The sequence below is a fragment of the Ruegeria sp. YTSA135 genome, from assembly GCF_059610165.1.
Map to the genome: position 1 here is coordinate 66,245 of NZ_JBXWNC010000008.1, position 21,902 is coordinate 88,146.

A 21,902-nucleotide genomic window follows, 5' to 3' on the forward strand; every position below is an offset into this window, starting at 1 on the left:
GCATATCTGACTGGCCTAAACCCGGCAACCAGTTTCAAGCGTCGCGCAATAGTGCCAGCGCAGCCGCGTGGAGGCTTGCGTTCGCTGCGGCAAGCACGCGCCCGCCTTCATGGGCCGGACCGCCTTGCCAATCAGTGACGATACCGCCTGCAGCATGGATCACAGCAATCGGCGCATGAATGTCATAGGCGTTCAGGCCAGCTTCGATCACAAGGTCCACCTGACCTGCTGCCAACAGAGCATAGGCGTAACAATCCATGCCGTAACGTGTCAGGCGTACCTTCTGTGCCACGGCTTCGAAGCCTGAGCGTTCGTCAGGCGTGCCAACTTCGGGGAAGGTGGTAAAAAGAATGGCCTCGTTCAAGTTCAGCGTCGGACGGGTTTTCAATGACATCGACCCTGCCGGGCCGATTGCTTTTGCGATATCCGCAGATCCCACAAAACGCTCACCGATGTAGGGCTGATCAATGACCCCCATCACAGGGCCATCACGGGTGCTAAGCGCAATAAGAACGCCCCACGTGGGCGTGCCGCTGATAAATCCACGCGTGCCGTCGATCGGGTCCAGTACCCAAGTCCGGCCAGAGCTGCCCTCGACCTGGCCAAACTCTTCCCCAAAGATACCGTCATCGGGGCGGTGCAAGGCCAAGACATCGCGCATGGCTTTCTCGGCATTGCGATCAGCGACCGTGACCGGATCAAAGCCTTTTGACAGCTTGTTGACTGTTTCGATGTTCGATTGTCTGAAAAACGGCAGAATGGCCGCCCGCGCAGCGTCGGCCATTTCTTCAGCAACTTCCAGATCGGTCAGAGTGGTCTCTTGCATGCGCTACCCGTGAGGTCCGCGCGCAGCAGAGTCAACCCCGTTCGCTTATGCAACGTCGCTGAGGACCCTTGCCAGTTCGAATAGGCGGCGGCGCTGGTTTTCGGGAATCGCATAGTAAGAGCGCACCAGATCCAACGCCTCTTTGTCGCCCATCAGATCCGCGGGAACCGATTTCTTTCCGGACGCGTCTTTCTCAGGCTCTTCAAGGCCCTCGAAGAAAAAGCTGACGGGCACATCCAAGGCTTCGGCAATGTCCCACAGGCGTGACGCGCTGATCCGGTTGGCCCCTGTCTCATATTTTTGAATTTGTTGAAACTTGATACCAACCTGTTGCGCCAACTGCTGTTGGGTCATGCCAATCAGCCAGCGGCGATGCCGGACGCGCTTGCCCACATGGACATCGACGTGATGGGTCATTGGTATTCTCCTCTAACTAAACACACAACCAATTCGGGCGTGCGACATGCATCTACTACCGCAACACTAGCAAGCCGCACTCTACCAATCCCTAATCAGGACGATGCCCCCCAAATTAGAACTTCACACAATATTGCGCTTTTTAGGTTTTTTTTCAAGAAGGTTGAATCTGTTTTGGCGAACAAAGGACTGCGGTTGTGTCAGATTGACATGTTGCACGTGGTTTCCGTCAGGGCAGCTTCCACGACTGGCCGGACCGACTTTTCAAGCCCCAAGAGGAAGTGATTGACATTCCCCAAACCGCACGAACCATTGCGAACCGTGACAGGAGCACGCGTATGCTGGCGTATCGAATTACTAACAAAGGCGAGGCACCCAGGCTTTGCGAAATCGACCTGCCCCACCCGCAGGACGGTCAGGTGCGGGTTGCAATCAAAGCCTGTGGTTTGAACTTCGCTGATCTGCTGATGCAGAAAGGGACGTATCAGGATACTCCCACCGCTCCGTTTACGCAGGGGATGGAGGTGGCTGGCGTGGTCGATGCCATCGGACCCGGCGTTGCGCATCTGAAAGCCGGAGATCGGATTGCGGTATATGCCGGCCAGGGCGGTCTGGCGGAGTATGGCGTTTTTGACGCCGAACGCGCGATTCCATTGCCTGATGCCGTGAGCTTTGAAGAGGCTGCTGCCATCCAGATCGCTTATGGCACCAGTCACCTTGCTCTGGATCACCGCGCCCACCTGCAAGCCGGGGAAACCTTGCTGGTCACAGGTGCGGCGGGTGGTGTCGGGCTAACGGCTGTCGAGATCGGCAAGCTGATGGGCGCGACCGTGATAGCGCAGGCCCGAGGCGCGGACAAACTGGCCGTCGCTAAAGCCGCTGGTGCCGATCACTTGATTGACGCATCTGAGGATCTACGCACGCGCGTCAAGGAGTTGGGCGGAGCAGATGTGGTCTATGACGCCATCGGCGGCGACGTTTTCAAGGCGGCCTTCCGCGCCACCAACCCCGAAGGTCGCTTGCTGCCAATCGGCTTTGTGGGTGGAGACGTGCCGCAAATCCCCGCCAATCACCTGTTGGTCAAAAACCTGACTGTCATCGGCTTTTACATCGGCGGCTATTTGACGTTCCGCCCTCAGATCGTGCGGGACAGTTTTGAAACGCTGTTTCACTGGTGCGCCGACGGACGGATCAAGCCCCATATTAGCCATCTACTGCCCCTGTCGGAGACCGAGAAAGGTCTGCAATTGCTGCGGGATCGCAAGGTAACCGGCAAGGTTGTGATTACGCCCTAACCTACGACGGCCTTCAGCGGTGAACTGCCCAGCATGCGGAAGTTCTGGCGGACTAAGGTCGCCAGCGCCTCAAGCAAAGGACCCCGGCCAGAGTCCCCTCCGTACAGGTTGATCACATGCGCGGGCAGCTTGGGCAACGCGCCGCCATCGTCAATCTGGACCAGATGCGCAGCTTCGGTTCCGTCCAACACGGCGTGAACGGCAAGGTCAGCGGCCACGGTGGCCTCGATGGTCCGGTCATTTTCGGTTTCCACCGCCAGCTCCCACGGGATGCCAGCCTCATCCAGCGCCGCGATAACCTGCGGCCGGAACATGCAACGGCGACCCATTGCAATTGGAATCGGCCGCTTACGCCACGCCGACCCACCCGGTGCCCCAATCCAGCGCAACGGTAGCTGGGCAACGGTTTCCGCCGCCTCACTGCTGTTGGCCTCGGTCGTCAGGATCAGATCGCATTCGCCGCGTTTGTACATTTCTTTCAATTGAAGCGAGTAGGAAGACACCAGCTGCACCCGCACCCGAGGGAAATCCACGTTGAAGCGTTGCAAGACACGAGGGATCGCGGGATAAACAATATCGTGCGGCACACCTAGAACGACTTCCCCTTCATACGCCTGGTCGGTCAGTTTCGCGATCACCTCATCATTCAGGGCAATCATGCGACGGGCATAAGCCAAGAGTTGTTCTCCGGACGCGGTCAGCGCGATGGTTCGGCCGCTGCGGTCCAGCAACTCAAGCCCCAAAAGCTCCTCCAACCGTTTCAACTGCATCGAAACGGCGGATTGGGTCAGGTGCAGGAATCCAGCCGCGCGCGTCACGCCGCCCTGATCCGCAACCGCCACAAAAGACCGCAAGGTGGTAATGTCCAAATTTCGCATCTTCACGAATCCTTATGGATCACTTCATAAACATTCATTTTTAAAATGTGTCATGTCGCGCCATATAAATCAAGGAATTTGATGAGAGACAAGGAACTCATCGAATGCAGATGAAAGGACAAAGACTATGACCCATATTGCAATTCACAGACCGCGTCCGCCGCATCGTGGTTTTGGCCCGTCTCTGTTGTGGGATGCGCTTGCGCTGCGCCGTCAGCGTCGCACCCTTGCAAAGCTGGACGACAGAGCACTGGAAGACATTGGAATCACGCGCGAACAAGCGAGGGCCGAGGCCGCTCGCCCAGTATGGGATGCACCGGAATACTGGCAAAAATGACTCTGAAATTCATCTTTTTTCATCAAATGGCGGCCTCCACCCAAAGGTCGCCATTTTTTGTTGCCTGATTTTGGGCGGATTCCGCCGCTAAAGCCTTGAAACATTGCCCGCAGTTGCCGATATTTGCGGGGAACGGGGTTTGATTTTCAAACCACGAAAAGAATGATTTGAAGGGAGACCCTTATATGGCACAATTTGACACAATCCGGACGGCGGCCGGTGCGCGCGCTGCCCAGATTGACGAGGGCCTACGCGCCCATATGAATAAAGTCTACGGCACGATGTCCGTGGGCATGTTGATCACCGCGCTTGCGGCATGGGCTATTGCCGGACTCGCCGTAACCTCTGACCCAACCAATGCCGTGGCGCAAATCGGTGCAGACCGTTACCTGACCAGCTTGGGCGGCGCTCTGTTCCTGTCGCCGCTGAAATGGGTCGTGATGTTCGCACCGCTTGGTTTCCTGCTGTTTGGCTGGGGCGCTCTGATGCGGCGCGGCTCTGCGGCGGCGGTCCAACTGGGCTTTTTCATATTCGCCGCTGTAATGGGCGTGTCGATGAGCTCGATCTTCATGATCTTTACCCCCTACTCGATCACGCAGACCTTCTTGGTGACGGCCATCGCCTTCGCGGGTCTCAGCCTGTTTGGCTACACCACCAAGCGTGACCTGAGCGGTATGGGTACATTCTTGATCATGGGTGTCATCGGCTTGCTGGTTGCTATGGTCATCAACCTGTTCCTGCAATCGGGCCCGATGATGCTGGCGATCTCGGCCATTGGTCTGCTGATCTTCGCCGGTCTGACCGCGTTCTATACACAGGACATAAAGAACACCTACGTTGCACACGCAACCCACGGTGATCAGGAATGGCTGGACAAAGCTGCCATTGATGGCGCGCTGAGCCTGTACATCTCGTTCCTGAACATGTTCCAGTTCCTGCTGATGTTCATGGGGCAGCAAGAATAGCGCTTACTGCTCATTATGGATAGCGGGCGGGTCGACAACGACCCGCCTTTTTTTGTGAAACAAGTACGTTGATTTGTACGCGACAAAGCATCCAGTGCTTGAAAAATAAGGCCCCGTCCGCTTGGACGAGGCCAATGTCACAAGAAGAAAACGACCTTAGCTACAGTCCAACAATACGGCAAAACCCGAGCTGCTGCTGGACGAGCCTTTGCGGAAGACTTCCCCCGCTGGCAGGCAACCGGTGAATTGCTCCGCATTGCGGCCAAAGCCCGAACCGATCCTGTTATCGACGCGCGTGCTGTTGCTCTCGGTGCGCAAAACGCCATAAAGGGCACCGTTCACGGTGACCGTGCTTAGGAAAAGGTTGGTGTCTTGGCCAGTCAGGACAACCGAGTCCGTGTCGCTGCGCCCACCATTGTCGATTGCAACCCTGGCAACCTTCTCGGCCTCAACCTGATCCGTCGCCACTGCAATCGTGGGCAAAGCCGCCAGTTCTGCGGGCACGTTTGTTGCAGGGGGAAGGAAGGCAACCGCCCCGGGCACATCTGCCAAAGTGCGGGGTTCACCATCGATCCCGGTGAAACCGATACCTTCACGGTTATACGGGTCTTCACAAGCCGCAAGGGCCAGGATGGTCACTGTGGATAACAAGATTTTTTTCATGACGGCCAACATTTTGGATCGGATTGTTGAACCGTAGGGTCAAGCCATTCCAAAAAGCAACCCGCGGCGACCCCGATTGGTTTACCCGCTGATGCTTCGTTGCAACGGAGTAATTCGCAAACCGACCAGACCAGTGCTGCGTCGCAAACAAAGAAAAAGGGTCCAGCCGAGGCAGGACCCTTTGGAACTGTCCAAGATGGGCGGCAGATTACTTAATCTTGCCTTCCTTGTACTCGACATGCTTCCGAACAACCGGGTCGTATTTACGAATGGTCATTTTCTCGGTCATGGTGCGCGCGTTTTTCTTGGTCACGTAGAAGTGGCCCGTGCCCGCGGTCGAGTTCAGACGGATCTTGATTGTCGTCGGCTTCGCCATGGTTATCTCCTGCGTCCGAAAAGGCAGGGGCCTTTCGGTTGAATTCCTATGAGCGTGCGCTTTTACGCGCTGCACCGCTCGTGTCAAGGGGTATTGCACCCTCTGCGCAGGGTAAGGTGGACTGATGTTACGCAGGCAGGGTTGGCGCCCCCATATAGGCATGAATCTGATCGCGTTCAGCCTTTGACAGGCCCAAGGCCCCAGCCAGTTGCTTCAGGTAGGATGCCTCGGCCTCGTTGTCCAGACGAATCGCCGCCAACGAGGTGGCATAAATCTGAGTCTTCATGGGTGCTCCGGAATCAGCGGCAAGGCCCATCACATCAATCGGGGCGTTCAGTTGCTCTTGCACAAAGGCGCGCTCTTCGGCGCTGATGTCGTCACCCAGCTCTGCCAGGATTGTTTCCTTTTCATGCGCGTCCAATTCACCATCTGCCTTGGCAGCCTGAATCATCGCGCGCAGCATCAGCTTGGCCTGCTCTTCCATGACAGCACCGCCCGGAGAGCCCTTGAACACGGTTTCCATCATGTCGACCGTTTGCTGGCTGCCGGTTTTGGCTGCGCTTTGCATGGCGTTCATGAGCCCACCCAACCCGGCAGCGCCGGCAGTATTGGTCATTCCCAGTTTTCCCATCATGCCCTGCAGACCAGCGGCCCCACCGGGCATTCCGAATTGCTCGGCCATTTTGCCAAGCTGATCCATGCCAAAGCCCCCGCCCGACCCCTGCATCATGTCTTGCAAACCAGCCATGCCGCCCATTTTCTTGTATTTCTCCAACCCCTTGGCGGCGGCAAATCCAACGGCGACCGAGGCAAGTGCTTTCATAAAACTCATGACAATCCTCCCAACTTTTAAAGTATCTTGCTTCATCCCAGCGGACGAAACTGAACCTAGATTTCAAACCTTCGCCCACGATATCGGGCTTTAGACATCCAGATCAGACTATCCGAAACATGGCTACGCGGTGGGGATTTCGAAAATCAGCCTGCAAACAAGCACTTTCCCGCACATATTGGCCCTGAAATTTGAACGGACCGCGAAATCATGATAGGCTCGTGTGAGTTTTTGGCCAGAAAAACCTTTTTGGGGTTCGGTCCGGAGGCATCACAGACAGGCAAACACCTCTGTCAGCAGAGTGTTAATGCATGTTTTGGGGGCTATCATGACCGAATGGGAAATTCAGGGCGAAGAACTGGCCAATTGCAACTGCAACTTCGGTTGCCCGTGTCAATTCAGTGTTCTTCCATCCCACGGCAATTGCGAAGCGGTTGTCGTGTTCGATATCAAAACCGGTCACTATGGCGACACCGATCTTGCCGGGGTGAGGGCTGCCGGAGTCTACCACTGGCCGGGACCAATCCATGAAGGCAATGGCCAGATGCAGTTGATCGTGGACGAAGGCGCCAGCACCGACCAACGCGCGGCGATCGAGGCTATCATGAAAGGTGAAGACACCGACGAGATGGCAACCATGTGGTACGTCTTCAGCGCCATGGCACCGACCAAGCATGAAACGCTGTATGTTCCGATCGAACTTGACTGGAATCGGGACGAGCGCACCGGATACGCCAAGGTCTCAGACGTATTCGAAGTCGAAGTCAGTCCGATCCCGCATATCGTTTCTGGCATGCCGCACCGTGCCTCAATCCACCTTCCCAACGGATTTGAATATCGCCATGCCGAGGCAGCCTCGGGCAGTGCCAAAACGAAGGGCGGAGCAATCAGCCTGACGTTTGATGCGACGCATGCGCATTTGGCGCATCTCAACATATCAGGTCACGGCGTCCTTGGCGCTTGATCCGGGACTGACATGGCAACGACCCCACCCCGCACCGGTGTAGTGGACCGAATGCTGCGACGTGACAGCGGCATTGTTCTGGTTTGCGTTGCGGTAATAATCCTAGGGGCTTGCTGGTACACGATTGCGGGCATCGGCATGAACATGACCGCCATCGACATGACCAGAATGGCCGGACCCGTCGGCAACCCGATGCGGATGGCGTCCGAGGTTCATTGGACACTGACCTACACCATCCTGATCTTCCTGATGTGGTGGGTCATGATGATTGCAATGATGACACCCAGCGCGGCACCAACCGTGCTGTTGTTCACAGCTCTCAAACGCGTCGGACCAGATGCGGCGCGCGCCACAAGGCTCAGCCTGTATTTTCTGGCAGGCTATCTGGTGGTCTGGGCTGTGTTCAGTGCCATGGCAACAGCAGGTCAGTGGGGGCTGGAACTGATCGGATTGTCAGATGGGCCGATGATGACGATCCGGTCGGAGGTCTTTGCGGGATGTGTGCTGATCGCTGCTGGGCTGTACCAGCTGTCCAGTCTGAAATCTGCTTGCCTACGCCATTGCCGCAGCCCTGCACGGTTTCTGGCCGAACACAACCGCCCCGGACCCTATGGCGCGTTTCGCACAGGTGCCTTGCATGGCGCGTATTGCCTGGGGTGTTGTTGGGCGCTGATGCTTCTCCTGTTCGTGGGCGGCGTGATGAACCTCTACTGGATTGTTGGAATCGCTATCTATGTCGCGCTTGAAAAGCTGCTGACGCGCGCGCGGTGGCTGGTTCCACTGACCGGGGTGGTGCTGATCCTAGCGGGCCTCTGGTTGATTGCAGAGTCGGCAACCACTGTTGGTTGACATACGCGGACAGGCCAAGGGACCCGGCCCAAGAAAGGGTCCCACTTCAAACTGAAACAGGAGGTCGACATGCCTATCTTCATTACCTACGCGTCGTATTCGCCCGAGGGGGTCAAGGGCATGCTGAAAAAACCCAAAGACCGCACAGCGCCCGTTCGCGCGTTGCTGAAAAAGATGGGAGGCAAGATGCTGGCGTTTTACATGACTACCGGCGACAATGATGTTGTCGTCATAAGCGAAGCCCCCGATGGCACAGACGCCGTCGCCGTGGGCATGGCAGTTGCCGCATCAGGCGCAGTGTCGAGGCTCGAGACTGTTCAGGCTTGGAAAGCGAAAGATTTTGCAGCCATTGCGAAAAAGGCAGCCAAACTGACCGGCGCTTACACGCCACCGGGTCGCTGATCAGGAAATACGCGCGGAGGGCCTGTAAGCCGGATCTTGTTCCGGGGTTGCCCCCTTCGATGACCATTCCTCTAGGCCGTGCATTGCTGCGCGGCTCAAGCTGCCAACCCGGTCCCTCTCGGCCAAGACGCGCTTAGCGGCGGTATCGGCTTGCGCCGACCGGCCCGCGCGGGGACCCTATTTGGCATTGCTCCCGGTGGGGCTTGCCGTGCCGCCGCTGTTGCCAGCGGCGCGGTGGGCTCTTACCCCACCGTTTCACCCTTACCCCGGGCCGAAACCCAAGGCGGTTTGATTTCTGTGGCGCTTTCCGTCGGGTTGCCCCGCCCGGGCGTTACCCGGCACCGTTGTCTTGTGGAGTCCGGACTTTCCTCTCGGGCTGACGCCCCAGCGGCCATCCGGCCCTCCGCGCAAAAGCGCCTCTATACTTCCGCTCGGATACCGTCAAGGCGTTCCACTAACGCGGCCAGTCTTTCGATGTCGCCCATGTCCTTTTTGGACAGCGGACCGCGCCGCGATGGGGCAAACCGGCTTCTGAACGCTTTCAGTAAATTCTCGGTGGTGGCCTCTGGATAGCCTACTCTCATCCCAACAGACGCGAAGTGTTCTTCATTTGGCGGCATTTCATCAAGGCAAATACCCTTAAGGACAGTTGGTCCGATAGCCAGCCGGCGATGCGCCAGGCGGTCCCAATCAAACTTGGGCCCTGGATCAAGCTTTCGCTGCGGAGCCATATCCGAATGCCCGATTACATTCCATGGCCGGATCCCAAGGCGGTCTTGAATATCCGATAACAAATTTTCCAGAGCAGCCATTTGCGGCTCTGAAAACGGGATCTGTCCCGCGTTATCAAGCTCAATCCCAATGGAACGCGAATTGATATCAGTTCGCCCGCGCCAACTGCCCGCACCCGCGTGCCACGCACGTTCTTCCTCGTTGACCATCTGCCAAAGCGTCCCGTCCGCACCGACAAGGTAATGCGCGGACACCTCGTGGGTTCGATCACAAAGTCGATCCAGCGCGGCCTGAGCGCTGTTCATCGCGGTATAGTGGATCACGACCATTGACGGCACCAAACCATCCCGACGCGGGCCGAAATTGGGCGAAGGGTGCCAGATCGGTTTCAGCGGTTCAGTTGCTGACGGCACTGCGGAACGGGCTTGGATCCCAGCTACACGCATATCCATCCCCATCCGGATCAAGACCCTTGCGATCGCGCTGTGGACCTCCGTTTGCCAGGAACTCAATCTGAGCCTGATCGGGCGACGGGTACCGTGCGCAGTTGCGCTGCGCCTTGGCTTGCAGGTTGAACCCTGCACGGCTGTACAACTGGGTTCCCACCGGGTTCGACGTATCCAGCGCGTATTGCACGATATTGGGCTGACCCTCCGCTCCGCGCTGCGGAACGGCAGTAGGTGTGACGACCTCATAGGTCTGGCGATTCTGCTCAATCCGGGCCGCGTCCGACTCAATTGTGCGACGGCCCGAGACTGCTTCGAAATCTTGTTCGTCGGATATTCCCGTGTTGATGGGATCTTCGACAGGCGACGCAACGGGTGTTATCGTGGCTTGCCCGGACGTGCTGGCCAAGGCCGCTGCCGTTGCCGACGCTATATCGGCATTGTCACCGCTTGGCAGCGTTCCATCTGCACCGGGTGCTCCAAGCGGCTGTTCAGACACGTCAACCGGACCAAGCAGAGGGTTTCCAGTGAACCCCTGCCCCGCCAATTGTGCCTCACGCTGGGCTTGGTAGGCGGGCGTGTTGAAGTCCGTGCCACTCACGGGGGCCACCGTATCACAGGCGGCCAACAATCCGATTGCGGGGATCAGAAGCGAAAAGCGCATCCAGCTGCTCCGTCTTGTGTTGTCTTGCCTGATGTCAGGATTACCACCATTTTACCGGCTTGGCCACAAATCCGGCGGCATTCTCCAGCGCATAAGCCGTGTTCAGCAGGTCGCCCTCTTCCCACGGACGCCCGATCAGCTGCAAGCCAAGGGGCAAACCCTGCTTGTCGAGACCCGCAGGAACCGAAACACCCGGCAAACCGGCAAGGTTCACCGTTACGGTGAATACGTCGTTGAGGTACATTTGAACAGGGTCCGCCTCGGTCATTTCTCCCAAGCCAAACGAGGCTGATGGCGTCGCCGGGGTCAGGATCGCATCAACACCCGCTGCGAAGACATCCTCAAAGTCCTTTTTGATCAGCGTCCGCACCTTGCGCGCCCGGTTGTAATAGGCATCGTAGAAGCCTGCCGACAGAACGTAGGTTCCGATCATCACGCGGCGCTGCACTTCGTGGCCAAAACCCTCGGCGCGGGTCTTTTCGTACATCTCGGTTATGCCGTCCCCCTGTGCCAACTGCGCGCGGCGGCCATAGCGGACACCGTCGTAGCGGGCGAGGTTCGAGGACGCCTCAGCCGGGGCAATCACGTAATAGGCAGGCAGCGCGTATTTGGTATGCGGCAATGAGATATCGACGATCTCGGCGCCCGCATCTTTCAGCATCTCCGCGCCATCGGCCCAAAGCTTTTCGATCTCGGCGGGCATGCCGTCCATGCGGTACTCTTTCGGGATGCCGATTTTCTTGCCGTTGATATCGCCGGTCAGCATCGCCTCGAAATTCGGGACAGCCAGTTCTGCACTGGTAGAGTCTTTGGGATCGTGACCGCACATTGCCTCAAGCATGATGGCCGCATCGCGCACGTTCTTGGTCATCGGGCCAGCCTGATCCAGCGAGGACGCAAAGGCTACGATACCCCAGCGCGAGCAGCGCCCGTATGTCGGCTTGATGCCAGTGATGCCGGTGAAGGCAGCAGGCTGACGGATTGAGCCGCCGGTGTCGGTGCCGGTTGCAGCCAGACAGAGGTCAGCAGCGACAGCCGAAGCCGAACCACCGGACGAGCCGCCCGGTGTCAGTTGCGCGTCGTCATTGCCACGGCGCCACGGGCTGACCGCGTTGCCATAGACGGATGTCTCGTTGGACGAGCCCATGGCGAATTCGTCCATGTTCAGTTTGCCCAGCATGACGGCACCGGCATCGGCCAGTTGCTGCGACACGGTGGATTCGTATTCGGGTTTGAAGCCTTCCAGAATCTTCGAGGCTGCTTGCGACGGCACGCCCTTGGTGCAGAACAGATCCTTGATGCCGATCGGCAGACCACACATTGACGGCGCGTCGCCGCCCTTAATCCGATCATCCGCAGCCTTGGCACGTTCCAAGGCGATCTCGGGCGTCTTGTGAACGAAGGCATTCAGCGCATCGGCAGCGTCAATCGCCGTGAGACAGGATTCTGTCAACTCGACCGAGGTCACGTCACCCTTGCGCAGCGCATCGCGGGCCTCGGCCAGGCCCAGTTTGTTCAGATCGCTCATGTCTTACTCCACCACTTTGGGGACTGCGAAAAACCCCTCGCGCGCATCGGGGGCGTTGGCCAGAACCTTGTCCTGCTGGTTGCCATCGGTCACCACATCCTGCCGACGTTTCAAACGCATCGGCTCGACCGAAACCATCGGCTCGACGCCTTCGACATCCACTTCGTTCAGTTGCTCGATGAACCCAAGGATGGTGTTGAATTCGGATGCCAGCGCAGGCAGCGCGTCATCCTCGACCTTGATCCGGGCCAGTTTGGCCACCTTGGCGGCAGTGCTTTGGTCAATCGACATCGGAAAACCTCATATGCGTTAGGGGGCGTTTACCCGTCTGGTGGCCCAGTCGCAAGAGCGTGCAGTGGTGGATATAGCCCCCTTGGGCTGGGAACCGGCGGTCAACCATTCAAAATTGAATGACCTTTAAACGCAAAAATAAACCGAACAGTTCAGTTTATCACTTGAAAAACTAAACTGTACTGTTCACTTCATACCCATGGCACAGCCAAAACCCGGAGAAAGACAATGAAATCCTTCCTGACCGCAGCCCTCTTGACCGCAACCATCCTTGGCACACCGGCCATGGCCTTTGGCGTCAGCACGCATAACTTGATCCCTAACCTTTCTTTCCCGACGTCCGACGCACAAACGGTCACTCAAAACTCCGCCAAAACCGGCAAATAAGGTGACAAACACGGCCGGGCCAGATTTCCCCATTGGCCCGGTCAGGATGCAATTGACTGCTGCATCCGACAGAACACGCCGCTACGATGTCAAAAACTAAGCCGGACTGCATCAAGTCCGGCAATCCAACGGAGCGGAACATGAGCGCACGCAAACAAGCGGTTTTCGACGCAATAGATGCGGCCAATAAGCAAGACCCTAATCTTGAAGACGGTCAGCCCGCCGAACTGCTTTATGGTCAGCGAATGAGCGCGGAACTGGACAGGCTTTTCCCCGGCGCCGCAGAAATCTTGCAGATCGCCGCGCGCGGCCAGCACGTGGAACGCTGGAAACTGGCGCGCAGCGAATACCCCGACGGTCGAGCGGGATACCTGGCCTGGCGCAAGGCGCAGGGTGTCCACCATGCCGAAGTCGTTGCTGAGATGATGACTCAGGCCGGCTACGGCACGGAAGAGGTCGAATCCGCCGCACGTATGCTGCGAAAGCAGGGCATCAAACGCGATGATGATGTTCAGGCGCTGGAAGACGTCATCTGTTTCGTTTTCCTCAAGTGGTATTTCGCCCCTTTCGCGGAAAAGCACTCGACCGAAAAAATCCAACGAATTGTTGAGAAAACCGCGCGCAAGATGTCGGCAGATGGTCGGGCGCGGGTTTTGGCTGAGTTCGATCTTCCAGACCAGCTTGCCGCGGCGTTTCAGGACTGAGGCGCGCGGGTTATGTGCCTGCGATAAACCTCGATCATCCAACCCAGCATCGTGGCGTTCAGGATGTGCCACATGAAATGTGTCCCCAGTGGCACCTGTGGGCAAATCGGTTCGTCCAAAGCGCGAAAAGTGATCGAGGCGATCAGAATCGCAGCCCCAATGGCCAACCCTCGGGCGGTATCTGGTACGCGATTCCGCAGCAGGAACGCGTAGATCAGGATCAGCAACGGCACCGGCGCATAAGCCGCTGATCCGCCAAGCCCCGGAACGTATTGAAACAACGGTACAGTAGCCGCGGCATAGGTAAAAAACAGGCTGGTCACGAACCCGGCTGTTAGCGGATTCATATGCCAAACGTCGCGATTTATCGCGAATATGTAGACCAGAATGTACAACAGAATCGGCACGACATCCGCCATCGCGGCCCAGACCTGAGCATGCGTGTGGAACAAATAGCTGCCGCCTCCAATGGCAGCCAGTATCACGACCAACACCATCGCCAGCGGCATTCCCTGCCCCCGCACCCGTCGCCACATGACAAAAGCCGCGATCAGAAAAGCTGCGTTTGTTACGGCGTTGATCGGTTCAGCCCAATAATCAGGCGATAACCGTTCACAATACCCGTCAATTTCCTGAAACCAATCCATGAACTTTTACATAGCTGATGCTAAGTTGATGCCAACAGTTTGTTTTGGGAGGACGATTTCATGAAAATAATCTGGCTGGGGCATGGCAGTTTCCGCATTGAAACCGGGGGGCAGGTTTTGCTGATCGACCCTTGGTTGACAGGAAATCCGGTGCTGTCAGAAGATCACCACGACACCGCCGTAAATGGCGCAACCCATATCCTGCTGACCCACACTCATTTCGACCATGTGGTCGACGTTCTCCCGCTGGCTAAGCACCTGAAGGTGCCGGTTGTCGGCCAATACGATCTTATGGGCTATTGGAGCGAGGCCGAGGAACTGGAAACCATCGGTTTCAACAAGGGTGGTACGGTGAACCTGAACGGTGTGATGGTGTCGATGGTGCCTGCCTCTCACAGCTCGACCTTTTCAACGCCGGACGGTCTGCGGACCGGAGGCAGCGAGGTCGGCTTCATGATAACCTCGGAAGGGCACACGCTGTATGTGTCGGGTGACACCGATATCATGGCCGATATGGATTGGATGGGTGATTATTACAAACCCGACATCGGCATCCTGTCGGCGGGCGGGCATTTCACCATGGACATGAAGGGCACGGCCTATGCAGCCAAGCGGTACTTTGACTTCAAGACGGTGATCCCCTGCCACTACAAGACCTTCCCGATTCTGGAGCAGTCTGCACAGGCATTGATTGATGGTCTGCCAGGGGTGGATGTGATTGAGCCAGAAGTGATGAAACCTATCACTCTCTAGGGTCACGCCGCTCAGCGAAGAAGGTTTTCAAAAGTTCGGCGGCCTCTTGTCCCGCGATGCCGTCGTAAACTTCGGGAACATGGTGCGCTTGTTTATGCGTAAACACCCGCGCGCCATGCGCCACCCCGCCTGATTTCGGATCGGCTGCGCCGTAATATATGCGCCCGATTCGCGCTGCGGCCAAAGCCGCTGCACACATCGCGCAGGGTTCCAGCGTGACATAAAGATCATGACCGGGCAGCCGCTCGGACCCGGCGTCGGCGCAGGCCGCGCGCAACGCAAGAATCTCGGCATGGGCTGTGGGATCGTTCATCTCACGCGTCCGGTTCCCGGCTGCCGCCACAACGCTGCCATCAGGCGCGACAATCACGGCTCCTACCGGAACCTCGCCGCGATCTGCGGCAGCGCGCGCCTCGTCCAGCGCCTTGTCCATATGCGATTTGAACACCATGACCCTCACTGCATCAGAAACCTGCCTTTCGCAAGCGGGCGGGATGCGCTATGGGCTGCGGATGAGCAAAACCCCTCCTCCCGGCGACCGGATCGCCAAAGTCCTTGCCCGCGCGGGCATTGCCTCGCGCCGTGAAGCCGAACGCATGATCGAAACTGGTCGTGTGAGTGTGAATGGCAAGACCATCACCAGCCCTGCCCTGAATGTCACCGGTAAAGAAAAGATCACCGTCGACGGCAAACCGGTATCCGAGCCCGAACCCTCGCGCCTGTGGCTGTATCACAAGCCGCCCGGGCTGGTTACGACAACGCGCGACGAGAAAGGCCGCGCAACCATCTTTGACAACCTTCCCGAGGATATGCCGCGCGTCATGAGCGTTGGGCGGTTGGACCTGAACTCGGAAGGGTTGTTGTTGCTGACAAATGACGGCGGCATCAAGCGAAAGCTCGAATTGCCCTCGACAGGCTGGCTGCGCAAATACCGCGTGCGGGTAAACGGACGCCCCAAGGACGAGGATTTCGCGCCTTTGCGAAAGGGGTTGGTGATCGAGGGCGAGCGGTTTCTGCCCATGGAGGTCTCGCTCGACCGACAGCAAGGAGCAAACGCATGGCTGACCATCGGTCTGCGCGAGGGCAAGAATCGTGAAATTCGCCGCGCGATCGAAGATATCGGCTTTGCCGTGAACCGCTTGCTGCGCGTGTCCTATGGCCCGTTCCAACTGGGCAGCCTGAAACCCGGCGAGGTCGAGGAAATTCGCCGCCGCGTGATGCGGGATCAGTTGGGGCTGGACGCGGAACCCGGTGAGAAACCCAAACGCCCGCCCCGACCGCAAAGAAAACGGGCACCGGTTGGCAAGAAATCACGCAAGTGACGCCGGTTTCGCAACCTTCCCCCTAGCGCCAAGCCCGCGCTTCCCTTAAATTTTCTGCAAGCTACTGTTCAGGGGGGCGCCATGTCAGGAACCGGAGTGCAAAAACTGGCCTACGCGGCCCTTTTGGTGCTGCTGTTTGGTGTCTGCACCGGCGTGCTGGGGGGCCTGTAGCACATGGCAAAACAGTATGGCGGAAAATTCAGTCCCGAAGGCGGCGGGTCCGATGGTGATCAGTCGCAGCGTGGGCAGTTTCACGGTGCGCGGGTTGAACCCGCAGGCGCCCGTGCAAACATTCTGTTTGTTCCAGCCATTCCCTTGGTCTTTCTGTCGCTGAACGACGGCGCAATCGGGATGACCATTGGTCTGATCGCAGCGGGTCTGCTTACAGCGGCGGCGTTTCTGTTGCGCGAAGGATTGCGCGCCGAAGCAGAATACAACGCGCGCCGCACCGCGCGTCGCCCGGCGTTTCCCCGCAAGATTTTCGCAAGCGTTTTTACCGGGCTCGGGGCCGCGCTTGCCGCGTACCGGACCGAGTATCTGGATGCCGAGACGGCCGCACAAGCCAGTCTGCTGGCTCCGATCCTGTTCGGAGTGGTCGCAACGGCATTGCATTCCGTGTCTTTCGGCCTGGACCCGATGAAAGACAAGGGTATGGAAGGGATTGATACGTTTCAGCAGGACCGCGTTGTCCGCGTGCTTAAAGACGCTGAAACGCACCTTACCGCGATGACCGACGCGGTCAAACGGGCGGGCGACCGGCGGGTTGAGGCGCGGGTCGAACGGTTTCAGAACACCGCCCGCGATCTTTTCCGCACGGTCGAAGAAGACCCGCGAGATCTGGCCGGAGCGCGCAAATACCTGACCGTCTACCTGCAAGGCGCGCGGGACGCGACGGTGAAGTTTGCCGACGTCTATGCCCGGACCCGTGATCCCCAGGCCTTGGCTGATTACACGTCCCTTCTGGACGATCTCGAACAAAATTTCGCGGCCCGCACCCGAAAAATGCTATTGGATGACCGCAGTGATCTGACGGTTGAAATTGACGTGTTGCGCGAACGGCTGCAGCGCGAAGGTGTTCGGCTGGATTAGCCGTACCGTTTTTTGAGAGAGGATTTTCCCCATGTCCGATGAGATCAAGAATAAGGCTGTCGAAGCTGAAACGCTGGTGCAGGAGGTGACGGCCGTCGCTCTGCCGGAACCCAAGGCAGAGCTTATCTCGCTTGAAGGGGCTGACGAACCCGTCAGCGCCGAAATTCGCAAGCGCATGGATGAGATCGACATGGGCAACACCAATTCGATCGTTTCTTTCGGATCGTCCGCTCAGGCGGAGTTGCAGGAAATCAGCCAGGCGATGTTGGCGGATGTCCGCAACAAGGATGTTGGTCCCGCCGGGGACAGCCTACGCAGCATCGTGACCACCATCCGGGGGTTTTCGGTCAGCGAATTGGACGTGCGCCGCGAACGTAGCTGGTGGGAGAAGTTGCTAGGCAGAGCCGCCCCTTTCGCCAAGTTTACCGCTCAATACGAAGAGGTTCAGGGCCAGATCGACAGGATCACTGACAACCTGCTCAGCCATGAACACACGCTGCTGAAGGATATCAAGTCTCTGGACCTGTTGTATGAAAAAACGCTTGGGTTCTATGACGAACTGGCACTCTACATCGCGGCAGGCGAAGAGAGGCTGACCGAGCTGGACAGCCATGACATCCCGGAAAAAGAGGCCGAGGTTCAGGCCGCGCCCGAAGACGAACAGGTAATGAAAGCGCAAGAGTTACGCGATATGCGCGCCGCACGCGACGATCTGGAACGCCGTGTGCATGACCTGAAGTTGACGCGTCAGGTAACGATGCAGTCACTGCCCTCGATCCGCCTTGTGCAGGAAAATGACAAATCTCTGGTGACCAAGATCAACTCCACCCTGGTTAATACGGTGCCGCTTTGGGAAACCCAATTGGCGCAAGCTGTCACGATCCAGCGCAGTGCCGAGGCCGCCTCGGCGGTGCGTGACGCCAATGATCTGACCAATGAACTGCTGACTTCGAACGCGGCCAATCTGCGCCAATCCAACAAGATGATCCGCGAGGAAATGGAACGCGGTGTGTTCGACATCGAAGCCGTCAAGAAAGCCAATGCCGATCTTATCGGTACCATCAATGAAAGCCTCGCCATTGCGGATGAAGGCAAGGCCAAGCGCGCCGCAGCCGAGCAGGAATTGCAGAAGATGGAGGCCGAACTGCGCGACACTCTTGCAGCTGCAAAAGCACGACAAGACGGGATCGGCGAAAATGCCGGCACGGCAATTCCAAGCTAACGGCGGGCGACGGGTGCGGGTATCGGGATATCACAAGCCATTTCTGGGCTTGGCGTTGCTGTTGGCCCTGGCCAATTGCGATGAGACACTGACGTCTTCCGTGGCTCCGCAACCACGCCCGGTTGCTCTTGCACCTGAACCGATTGCCTATGTCCCCCCCTCTGCGGCCAGTCAGGATCTGGCCCGGTTTTATCAACGGGTCGAGCGTGATCTGCTGACTCGCGGCCTTTTGCGCATAGATGGTGGTGGCCCGGACGCGCCTTATGATGCCGACGATCTGGCGCGCAACTTTGAGGTTATTGCCTTCTACAGCGAATACCCCGACCACGCGGTGACCGTGTCATCCCGGCAAACAGACGGGCAACTTAGCCGCTGGACCGGTCCGGTCCGCATTCAGGCCGAGTTCGCCCCGTCCGTTGCACCCGCCGCGCGCGAACAGGATGCCGCACAGATCGAAGCCTATGCCGCAAGGTTGGCAAGGCTGACGGATCATCCGATTTCGGTTGTGAACCGCAAGGCGAATTTCCACGTGTTTTTCGCGGGCAAAGATGACAGCGCGTTCGTGGTAACGCGCCTCAAACAGCTGATCCCGAATATCAGCCAAGCCTTGCTGGACCTTGTCGCCAATCCGCGCGCGAACATTGACTGTTTTGTTTTTGCCTCGGCCACCAGCACCGCACCGCACCGCTATGTTCGGGCGGTGACGCTGATCCGGACCGAGTTGCCCGACCTGCTGCGACAAAGCTGCATTCACGAAGAGATCGCGCAAGGTTTGGGGCTATCGAATGACAGCCCTGCCGCGCGCCCTTCGATTTTCAACGATGATGACGAGTTTGCGCTGCTGACCAGCCATGACGAGAAACTGCTGACAATGCTCTATGACCCGCGTCTTCAGCCGGGCGTGACGGTTGAGGCCGCCCGCCCCGTGGTTCGTATCATTGCGCGAGAATTGATGGGCCAACAGCTCTGAGCCCGAGCAAAGGAGATCCAGATGGGTATTTTCGATTTTCTGAGTGGAGAATTTATCGACGTCATTCACTGGGTCGATGACACCCGTGACACCATGGTCTGGCGGTTTCAGCGGGAAGGCCATGAAATCAAATACGGTGCCAAACTGACCGTGCGCGAAGGTCAGGCTGCGGTGTTCGTGCATGAGGGGCAACTGGCGGATGTATTCACGCCGGGCCTTTACATGCTTGAAACCAACAACATGCCGATCATGACAACATTGCAGCATTGGGATCATGGCTTTCGGTCTCCGTTCAAGTCCGAGATCTATTTCGTCAACACGACCCGGTTCAATGATCTGAAATGGGGCACCAAGAACCCGATCATGTTGCGCGATCCCGAATTCGGCCCAACGCGTATTCGGGCCTTTGGCACCTACACGATCCGGGTCAAGGATCCAGCCCGGTTCATGGTCGAGATCGTGGGCACCGATGGTGAATTCACGATGGATGAGATCAGTTTTCAGATCCGCAATATCATCGTGCAGGAATTCAGCCGCGTGATCGCTGGGTCGGGTATCCCAGTTCTGGACATGGCCGCCAACACAGCCGATCTGGGCAAGCTGATCGCGGCCCAGGTTTCGCCGGTTCTGGACGGCTACGGCCTTGAAATGCCTGAGTTCTACATCGAAAATATCTCACTGCCGCCTGCGGTTGAGGCGGCGCTGGACAAGCGGACATCGATGGGGTTGGCGGGCGACTTGGGCAAGTTCACCCAGTATTCCGCCGCTGAGGCAATGACAGCCGCAGCCAACAACCCGGGCCAGAGCGGTGGCATGGGCGCCGGTCTTGGCATGGGTATGGGGATGGCGATGGCCAACCAGATGTCAAACATGGCAGCGGGTCAACCAAGCGGCCCCTGGGGCGGTTCCGCCCCCGCTGCCCCGCAACCGGCAGCGCATGCGGCACCGCCGCCTCCTCCGCCAGTTGAGCATGTCTGGCACATCGCGGTGGATGGTCAGACCAGTGGCCCCTTCTCGAAGGCCAAGATGGGGCGGATGGCCACGGATGGGGAAATCACACGCGACACCCATGTCTGGACTGCTGGTCAGGACGGCTGGAAAAAGGCCGGAGATGTTCAGGAGCTGGCGCAGTTGTTCACGATACTGCCGCCGCCACCGCCCGGAGCCTAATCTTTCAGACGTCAGCGCAAGAACAGGGCTGCCCGATGACCGAAGAGCACAGATTCCCTTGCGAGCAATGTGGCGCTGATTACCGGTTCAACCCCGGTGACGGCAGTTTGACCTGCGACCACTGCGGGCATACCGAGGCAATCGGTGCCGGTCCCTGGGGCGGTGCCAGCCTGAAAGAGCTGGATTTCGATGCGGCTATTGCGGATCGGTTACCGGACAGTGAGATCGAGGAAACCCGTGTTCTGTCCTGCCCCAATTGCGCGGCGCAGGTCGAGTTCGACCCTACCACCCACGCGGCTGAATGCCCGTTCTGTGCAACACCAGTCGTTACGGATACCGGGGTCAATCGGCACATAAAACCGAAGGGCGTGTTGCCGTTTGCCTTGGATGAGCGTGCGGCACACAAGGCGATGGGAGATTGGCTGGGGCGTCTTTGGTTTGCACCCAACGGGTTGAAGGACTACGCCCGTAAGGGCCGAAAGATGCAAGGTATCTATGTCCCCTATTGGACGTTTGATGCAGACACGCAGTCCAGCTATCACGGTGAGCGTGGCACCGTTTACTACGAAACACGCACCGTCATGCGTGATGGAAAACGCGTACAGCAACAGGTGCCCAAAGTCCGGTGGTCTCCGAAATCCGGGCGGGTAAAGCGGTTCTTTGACGATGTTCTGGTTCTTGCGTCCCAGTCTTTGCCAAAAACCTACACCGATGCGCTGGAACCCTGGGATTTACCCGCGCTGGAGCCTTATCAACCAGAATACCTGGCCGGGTTCCGTGCCGAGGCCTACACGGTTGAATTGCCGGACGGTTATACAGAGGCGCGCGGATACATGACGCGGGTGATCGAACGGGACGTTCGCTTTGACATAGGTGGGGACCGTCAGCGCATACACGCGATTGACACGGATGTGCGCAACGTGACCTTCAAGCACATCCTGTTGCCCGTCTGGATGGCCGCTTACAAGTTTCGCGGTCAGACTTATCGGTTTGTCGTAAACGGGCGCACCGGCCGCGTTCAGGGGGAACGGCCCTGGTCGGCGATCAAGATCACTATCGCTGTTGTACTGGGGCTGCTTCTTGCCGCTGGCATCGGCTATCTTGTGGCAACGGGCCAATAAGGCTGGCACAACCCGTCGCATCTAAAACAAGCGATCTTCACGCTTGAACTTC

27 protein-coding genes and 1 other RNA gene are annotated in these 21,902 nt (G+C 58.0%); 15 read left to right on the forward strand and 13 right to left on the reverse strand.

Annotated elements, in window-relative coordinates:
• Positions 1-34: 34 nt before the first annotated feature.
• On the reverse strand, positions 35-826 hold the full coding sequence (gene hisN / locus AC2FIT_RS12225) for a histidinol-phosphatase (RefSeq protein ID WP_496829804.1): 792 nt from the start codon (positions 824-826) through the stop codon (positions 35-37).
• 45 nt (positions 827-871) lie between these two features.
• Positions 872-1,243, reverse strand: a complete 372-nt coding sequence (locus AC2FIT_RS12230) for a helix-turn-helix domain-containing protein (protein WP_068335899.1) — start codon at positions 1,241-1,243, stop codon at positions 872-874.
• Positions 1,244-1,581: 338 nt separating this feature from the next.
• On the opposite strand from AC2FIT_RS12230, the gene AC2FIT_RS12235 reads away from it, so the two are divergent.
• The gene (locus AC2FIT_RS12235; protein WP_496829807.1) at positions 1,582-2,538 is read left to right on the forward strand and encodes an NADPH:quinone oxidoreductase family protein; all 957 of its coding nucleotides are present in this window, start codon (positions 1,582-1,584) and stop codon (positions 2,536-2,538) included.
• On the opposite strand, the gene AC2FIT_RS12240 is transcribed toward AC2FIT_RS12235, so the two are convergent.
• Entirely contained in the window at positions 2,535-3,416 is an 882-nt protein-coding gene (locus AC2FIT_RS12240; RefSeq protein WP_496829809.1) for a LysR family transcriptional regulator, read from the reverse strand. The genes AC2FIT_RS12235 and AC2FIT_RS12240 overlap by 4 nt on opposite strands.
• A gap of 127 nt (positions 3,417-3,543) precedes the next feature.
• Here AC2FIT_RS12240 and AC2FIT_RS12245 point away from each other — a divergent pair, with 127 nt between their 5' ends.
• The gene (locus AC2FIT_RS12245) at positions 3,544-3,753 is read left to right on the forward strand and encodes a DUF1127 domain-containing protein (RefSeq protein WP_496829811.1); all 210 of its coding nucleotides are present in this window, start codon (positions 3,544-3,546) and stop codon (positions 3,751-3,753) included.
• Between the two features lie 185 nt (positions 3,754-3,938).
• Entirely contained in the window at positions 3,939-4,718 is a 780-nt protein-coding gene (locus AC2FIT_RS12250; protein ID WP_068335910.1) for a Bax inhibitor-1/YccA family protein, read from the forward strand.
• A 156-nt stretch (positions 4,719-4,874) separates the two neighbouring features.
• On the opposite strand, the gene AC2FIT_RS12255 is transcribed toward AC2FIT_RS12250, so the two are convergent.
• The 3 genes from AC2FIT_RS12255 to AC2FIT_RS12265 form a co-directional block, all read right to left on the reverse strand.
• Positions 4,875-5,381, reverse strand: a complete 507-nt coding sequence (locus tag AC2FIT_RS12255) for a hypothetical protein (RefSeq protein ID WP_496829813.1) — start codon at positions 5,379-5,381, stop codon at positions 4,875-4,877.
• Between the two features lie 208 nt (positions 5,382-5,589).
• The gene (gene rpmG, locus AC2FIT_RS12260) at positions 5,590-5,757 is read right to left on the reverse strand and encodes a 50S ribosomal protein L33 (protein WP_037309480.1); all 168 of its coding nucleotides are present in this window, start codon (positions 5,755-5,757) and stop codon (positions 5,590-5,592) included.
• 127 nt (positions 5,758-5,884) lie between these two features.
• Positions 5,885-6,589 carry a DUF533 domain-containing protein gene (locus AC2FIT_RS12265; protein ID WP_496829815.1) on the reverse strand — a complete coding sequence of 235 codons (705 nt, stop codon included), beginning with the start codon at positions 6,587-6,589 and terminating at the stop codon, positions 5,885-5,887.
• Positions 6,590-6,917: 328 nt separating this feature from the next.
• Here AC2FIT_RS12265 and AC2FIT_RS12270 point away from each other — a divergent pair, with 328 nt between their 5' ends.
• The 3 genes from AC2FIT_RS12270 (at position 6,918) to AC2FIT_RS12280 (ending at position 8,804) form a co-directional block, all read left to right on the forward strand.
• Positions 6,918-7,553 (forward strand): DUF1326 domain-containing protein, encoded by a 636-nt coding sequence (locus AC2FIT_RS12270; RefSeq protein WP_496829817.1) that lies wholly within the window; start codon positions 6,918-6,920, stop codon positions 7,551-7,553.
• Positions 7,554-7,565: 12 nt separating this feature from the next.
• Complete coding sequence (locus AC2FIT_RS12275; RefSeq protein ID WP_496829819.1) at positions 7,566-8,402, forward strand: DUF2182 domain-containing protein; 837 nt, start codon at positions 7,566-7,568, stop codon at positions 8,400-8,402.
• Between the two features lie 69 nt (positions 8,403-8,471).
• A complete protein-coding gene (locus tag AC2FIT_RS12280; protein WP_475179313.1) occupies positions 8,472-8,804 on the forward strand; it encodes a GYD domain-containing protein in 333 nt (110 codons plus the stop codon).
• A 9-nt stretch (positions 8,805-8,813) separates the two neighbouring features.
• Here the strand turns inward: AC2FIT_RS12280 and rnpB are convergent.
• From rnpB to gatC, 5 genes are all read right to left on the reverse strand, one after another.
• Positions 8,814-9,211: RNase P RNA component class A (gene rnpB / locus AC2FIT_RS12285), an RNA gene on the reverse strand.
• A gap of 12 nt (positions 9,212-9,223) precedes the next feature.
• Positions 9,224-9,982: an N-acetylmuramoyl-L-alanine amidase gene (locus tag AC2FIT_RS12290; protein ID WP_496829821.1), complete on the reverse strand. Its 759-nt coding sequence runs from the start codon at positions 9,980-9,982 to the stop codon at positions 9,224-9,226.
• Positions 9,933-10,646 carry a hypothetical protein gene (locus AC2FIT_RS12295; protein WP_496829823.1) on the reverse strand — a complete coding sequence of 238 codons (714 nt, stop codon included), beginning with the start codon at positions 10,644-10,646 and terminating at the stop codon, positions 9,933-9,935. Before AC2FIT_RS12295 ends, AC2FIT_RS12290 begins: the two co-directional genes overlap by 50 nt.
• Positions 10,647-10,686: 40 nt before the next feature.
• Positions 10,687-12,174: an Asp-tRNA(Asn)/Glu-tRNA(Gln) amidotransferase subunit GatA gene (gatA, locus tag AC2FIT_RS12300; RefSeq protein WP_496829825.1), complete on the reverse strand. Its 1,488-nt coding sequence runs from the start codon at positions 12,172-12,174 to the stop codon at positions 10,687-10,689.
• A gap of 3 nt (positions 12,175-12,177) precedes the next feature.
• A complete protein-coding gene (gene gatC, locus AC2FIT_RS12305) occupies positions 12,178-12,465 on the reverse strand; it encodes an Asp-tRNA(Asn)/Glu-tRNA(Gln) amidotransferase subunit GatC (RefSeq protein ID WP_068335936.1) in 288 nt (95 codons plus the stop codon).
• 228 nt (positions 12,466-12,693) lie between these two features.
• Between gatC and AC2FIT_RS12310 the strand changes: the two genes are divergently transcribed.
• Together AC2FIT_RS12310 and AC2FIT_RS12315 are read left to right on the forward strand one after the other, a co-directional pair.
• Positions 12,694-12,852 (forward strand): hypothetical protein, encoded by a 159-nt coding sequence (locus AC2FIT_RS12310; RefSeq protein WP_496829827.1) that lies wholly within the window; start codon positions 12,694-12,696, stop codon positions 12,850-12,852.
• Positions 12,853-12,992: 140 nt separating this feature from the next.
• Positions 12,993-13,556, forward strand: a complete 564-nt coding sequence (locus tag AC2FIT_RS12315) for a DUF4202 domain-containing protein (protein ID WP_496829829.1) — start codon at positions 12,993-12,995, stop codon at positions 13,554-13,556.
• On the opposite strand, the gene AC2FIT_RS12320 is transcribed toward AC2FIT_RS12315, so the two are convergent.
• Positions 13,547-14,203 carry a ceramidase domain-containing protein gene (locus AC2FIT_RS12320; RefSeq protein ID WP_496829831.1) on the reverse strand — a complete coding sequence of 219 codons (657 nt, stop codon included), beginning with the start codon at positions 14,201-14,203 and terminating at the stop codon, positions 13,547-13,549. The two genes, AC2FIT_RS12315 and AC2FIT_RS12320, sit on opposite strands and share 10 nt — an antisense overlap.
• Positions 14,204-14,263: 60 nt before the next feature.
• Here AC2FIT_RS12320 and AC2FIT_RS12325 point away from each other — a divergent pair, with 60 nt between their 5' ends.
• On the forward strand, positions 14,264-14,956 hold the full coding sequence (locus AC2FIT_RS12325; RefSeq protein WP_496829833.1) for a metal-dependent hydrolase: 693 nt from the start codon (positions 14,264-14,266) through the stop codon (positions 14,954-14,956).
• Here AC2FIT_RS12325 and AC2FIT_RS12330 read toward each other — a convergent pair.
• Positions 14,946-15,407 carry a nucleoside deaminase gene (locus tag AC2FIT_RS12330; protein ID WP_496829835.1) on the reverse strand — a complete coding sequence of 154 codons (462 nt, stop codon included), beginning with the start codon at positions 15,405-15,407 and terminating at the stop codon, positions 14,946-14,948. The two genes, AC2FIT_RS12325 and AC2FIT_RS12330, sit on opposite strands and share 11 nt — an antisense overlap.
• Between AC2FIT_RS12330 and AC2FIT_RS12335 the strand changes: the two genes are divergently transcribed.
• The 6 genes from AC2FIT_RS12335 (at position 15,406) to AC2FIT_RS12360 (ending at position 21,850) form a co-directional block, all read left to right on the forward strand.
• The gene (locus AC2FIT_RS12335; RefSeq protein ID WP_496829837.1) at positions 15,406-16,278 is read left to right on the forward strand and encodes a pseudouridine synthase; all 873 of its coding nucleotides are present in this window, start codon (positions 15,406-15,408) and stop codon (positions 16,276-16,278) included. The genes AC2FIT_RS12330 and AC2FIT_RS12335 overlap by 2 nt on opposite strands.
• 174 nt (positions 16,279-16,452) lie before the next feature.
• Complete coding sequence (locus tag AC2FIT_RS12340; RefSeq protein WP_496829839.1) at positions 16,453-17,367, forward strand: 5-bromo-4-chloroindolyl phosphate hydrolysis family protein; 915 nt, start codon at positions 16,453-16,455, stop codon at positions 17,365-17,367.
• A 31-nt stretch (positions 17,368-17,398) separates the two neighbouring features.
• A complete protein-coding gene (locus AC2FIT_RS12345; protein ID WP_496829841.1) occupies positions 17,399-18,589 on the forward strand; it encodes a toxic anion resistance protein in 1,191 nt (396 codons plus the stop codon).
• A complete protein-coding gene (locus AC2FIT_RS12350; protein WP_496829843.1) occupies positions 18,564-19,559 on the forward strand; it encodes a DUF2927 domain-containing protein in 996 nt (331 codons plus the stop codon). The genes AC2FIT_RS12345 and AC2FIT_RS12350 overlap by 26 nt, the downstream gene beginning before the upstream one ends.
• Before the next feature lie 21 nt (positions 19,560-19,580).
• On the forward strand, positions 19,581-20,729 hold the full coding sequence (locus AC2FIT_RS12355) for an SPFH domain-containing protein (protein WP_496829845.1): 1,149 nt from the start codon (positions 19,581-19,583) through the stop codon (positions 20,727-20,729).
• Positions 20,730-20,764: 35 nt separating this feature from the next.
• Entirely contained in the window at positions 20,765-21,850 is a 1,086-nt protein-coding gene (locus AC2FIT_RS12360) for a TFIIB-type zinc finger domain-containing protein (RefSeq protein ID WP_496829847.1), read from the forward strand.
• Positions 21,851-21,902: the final 52 nt, after the last annotated feature.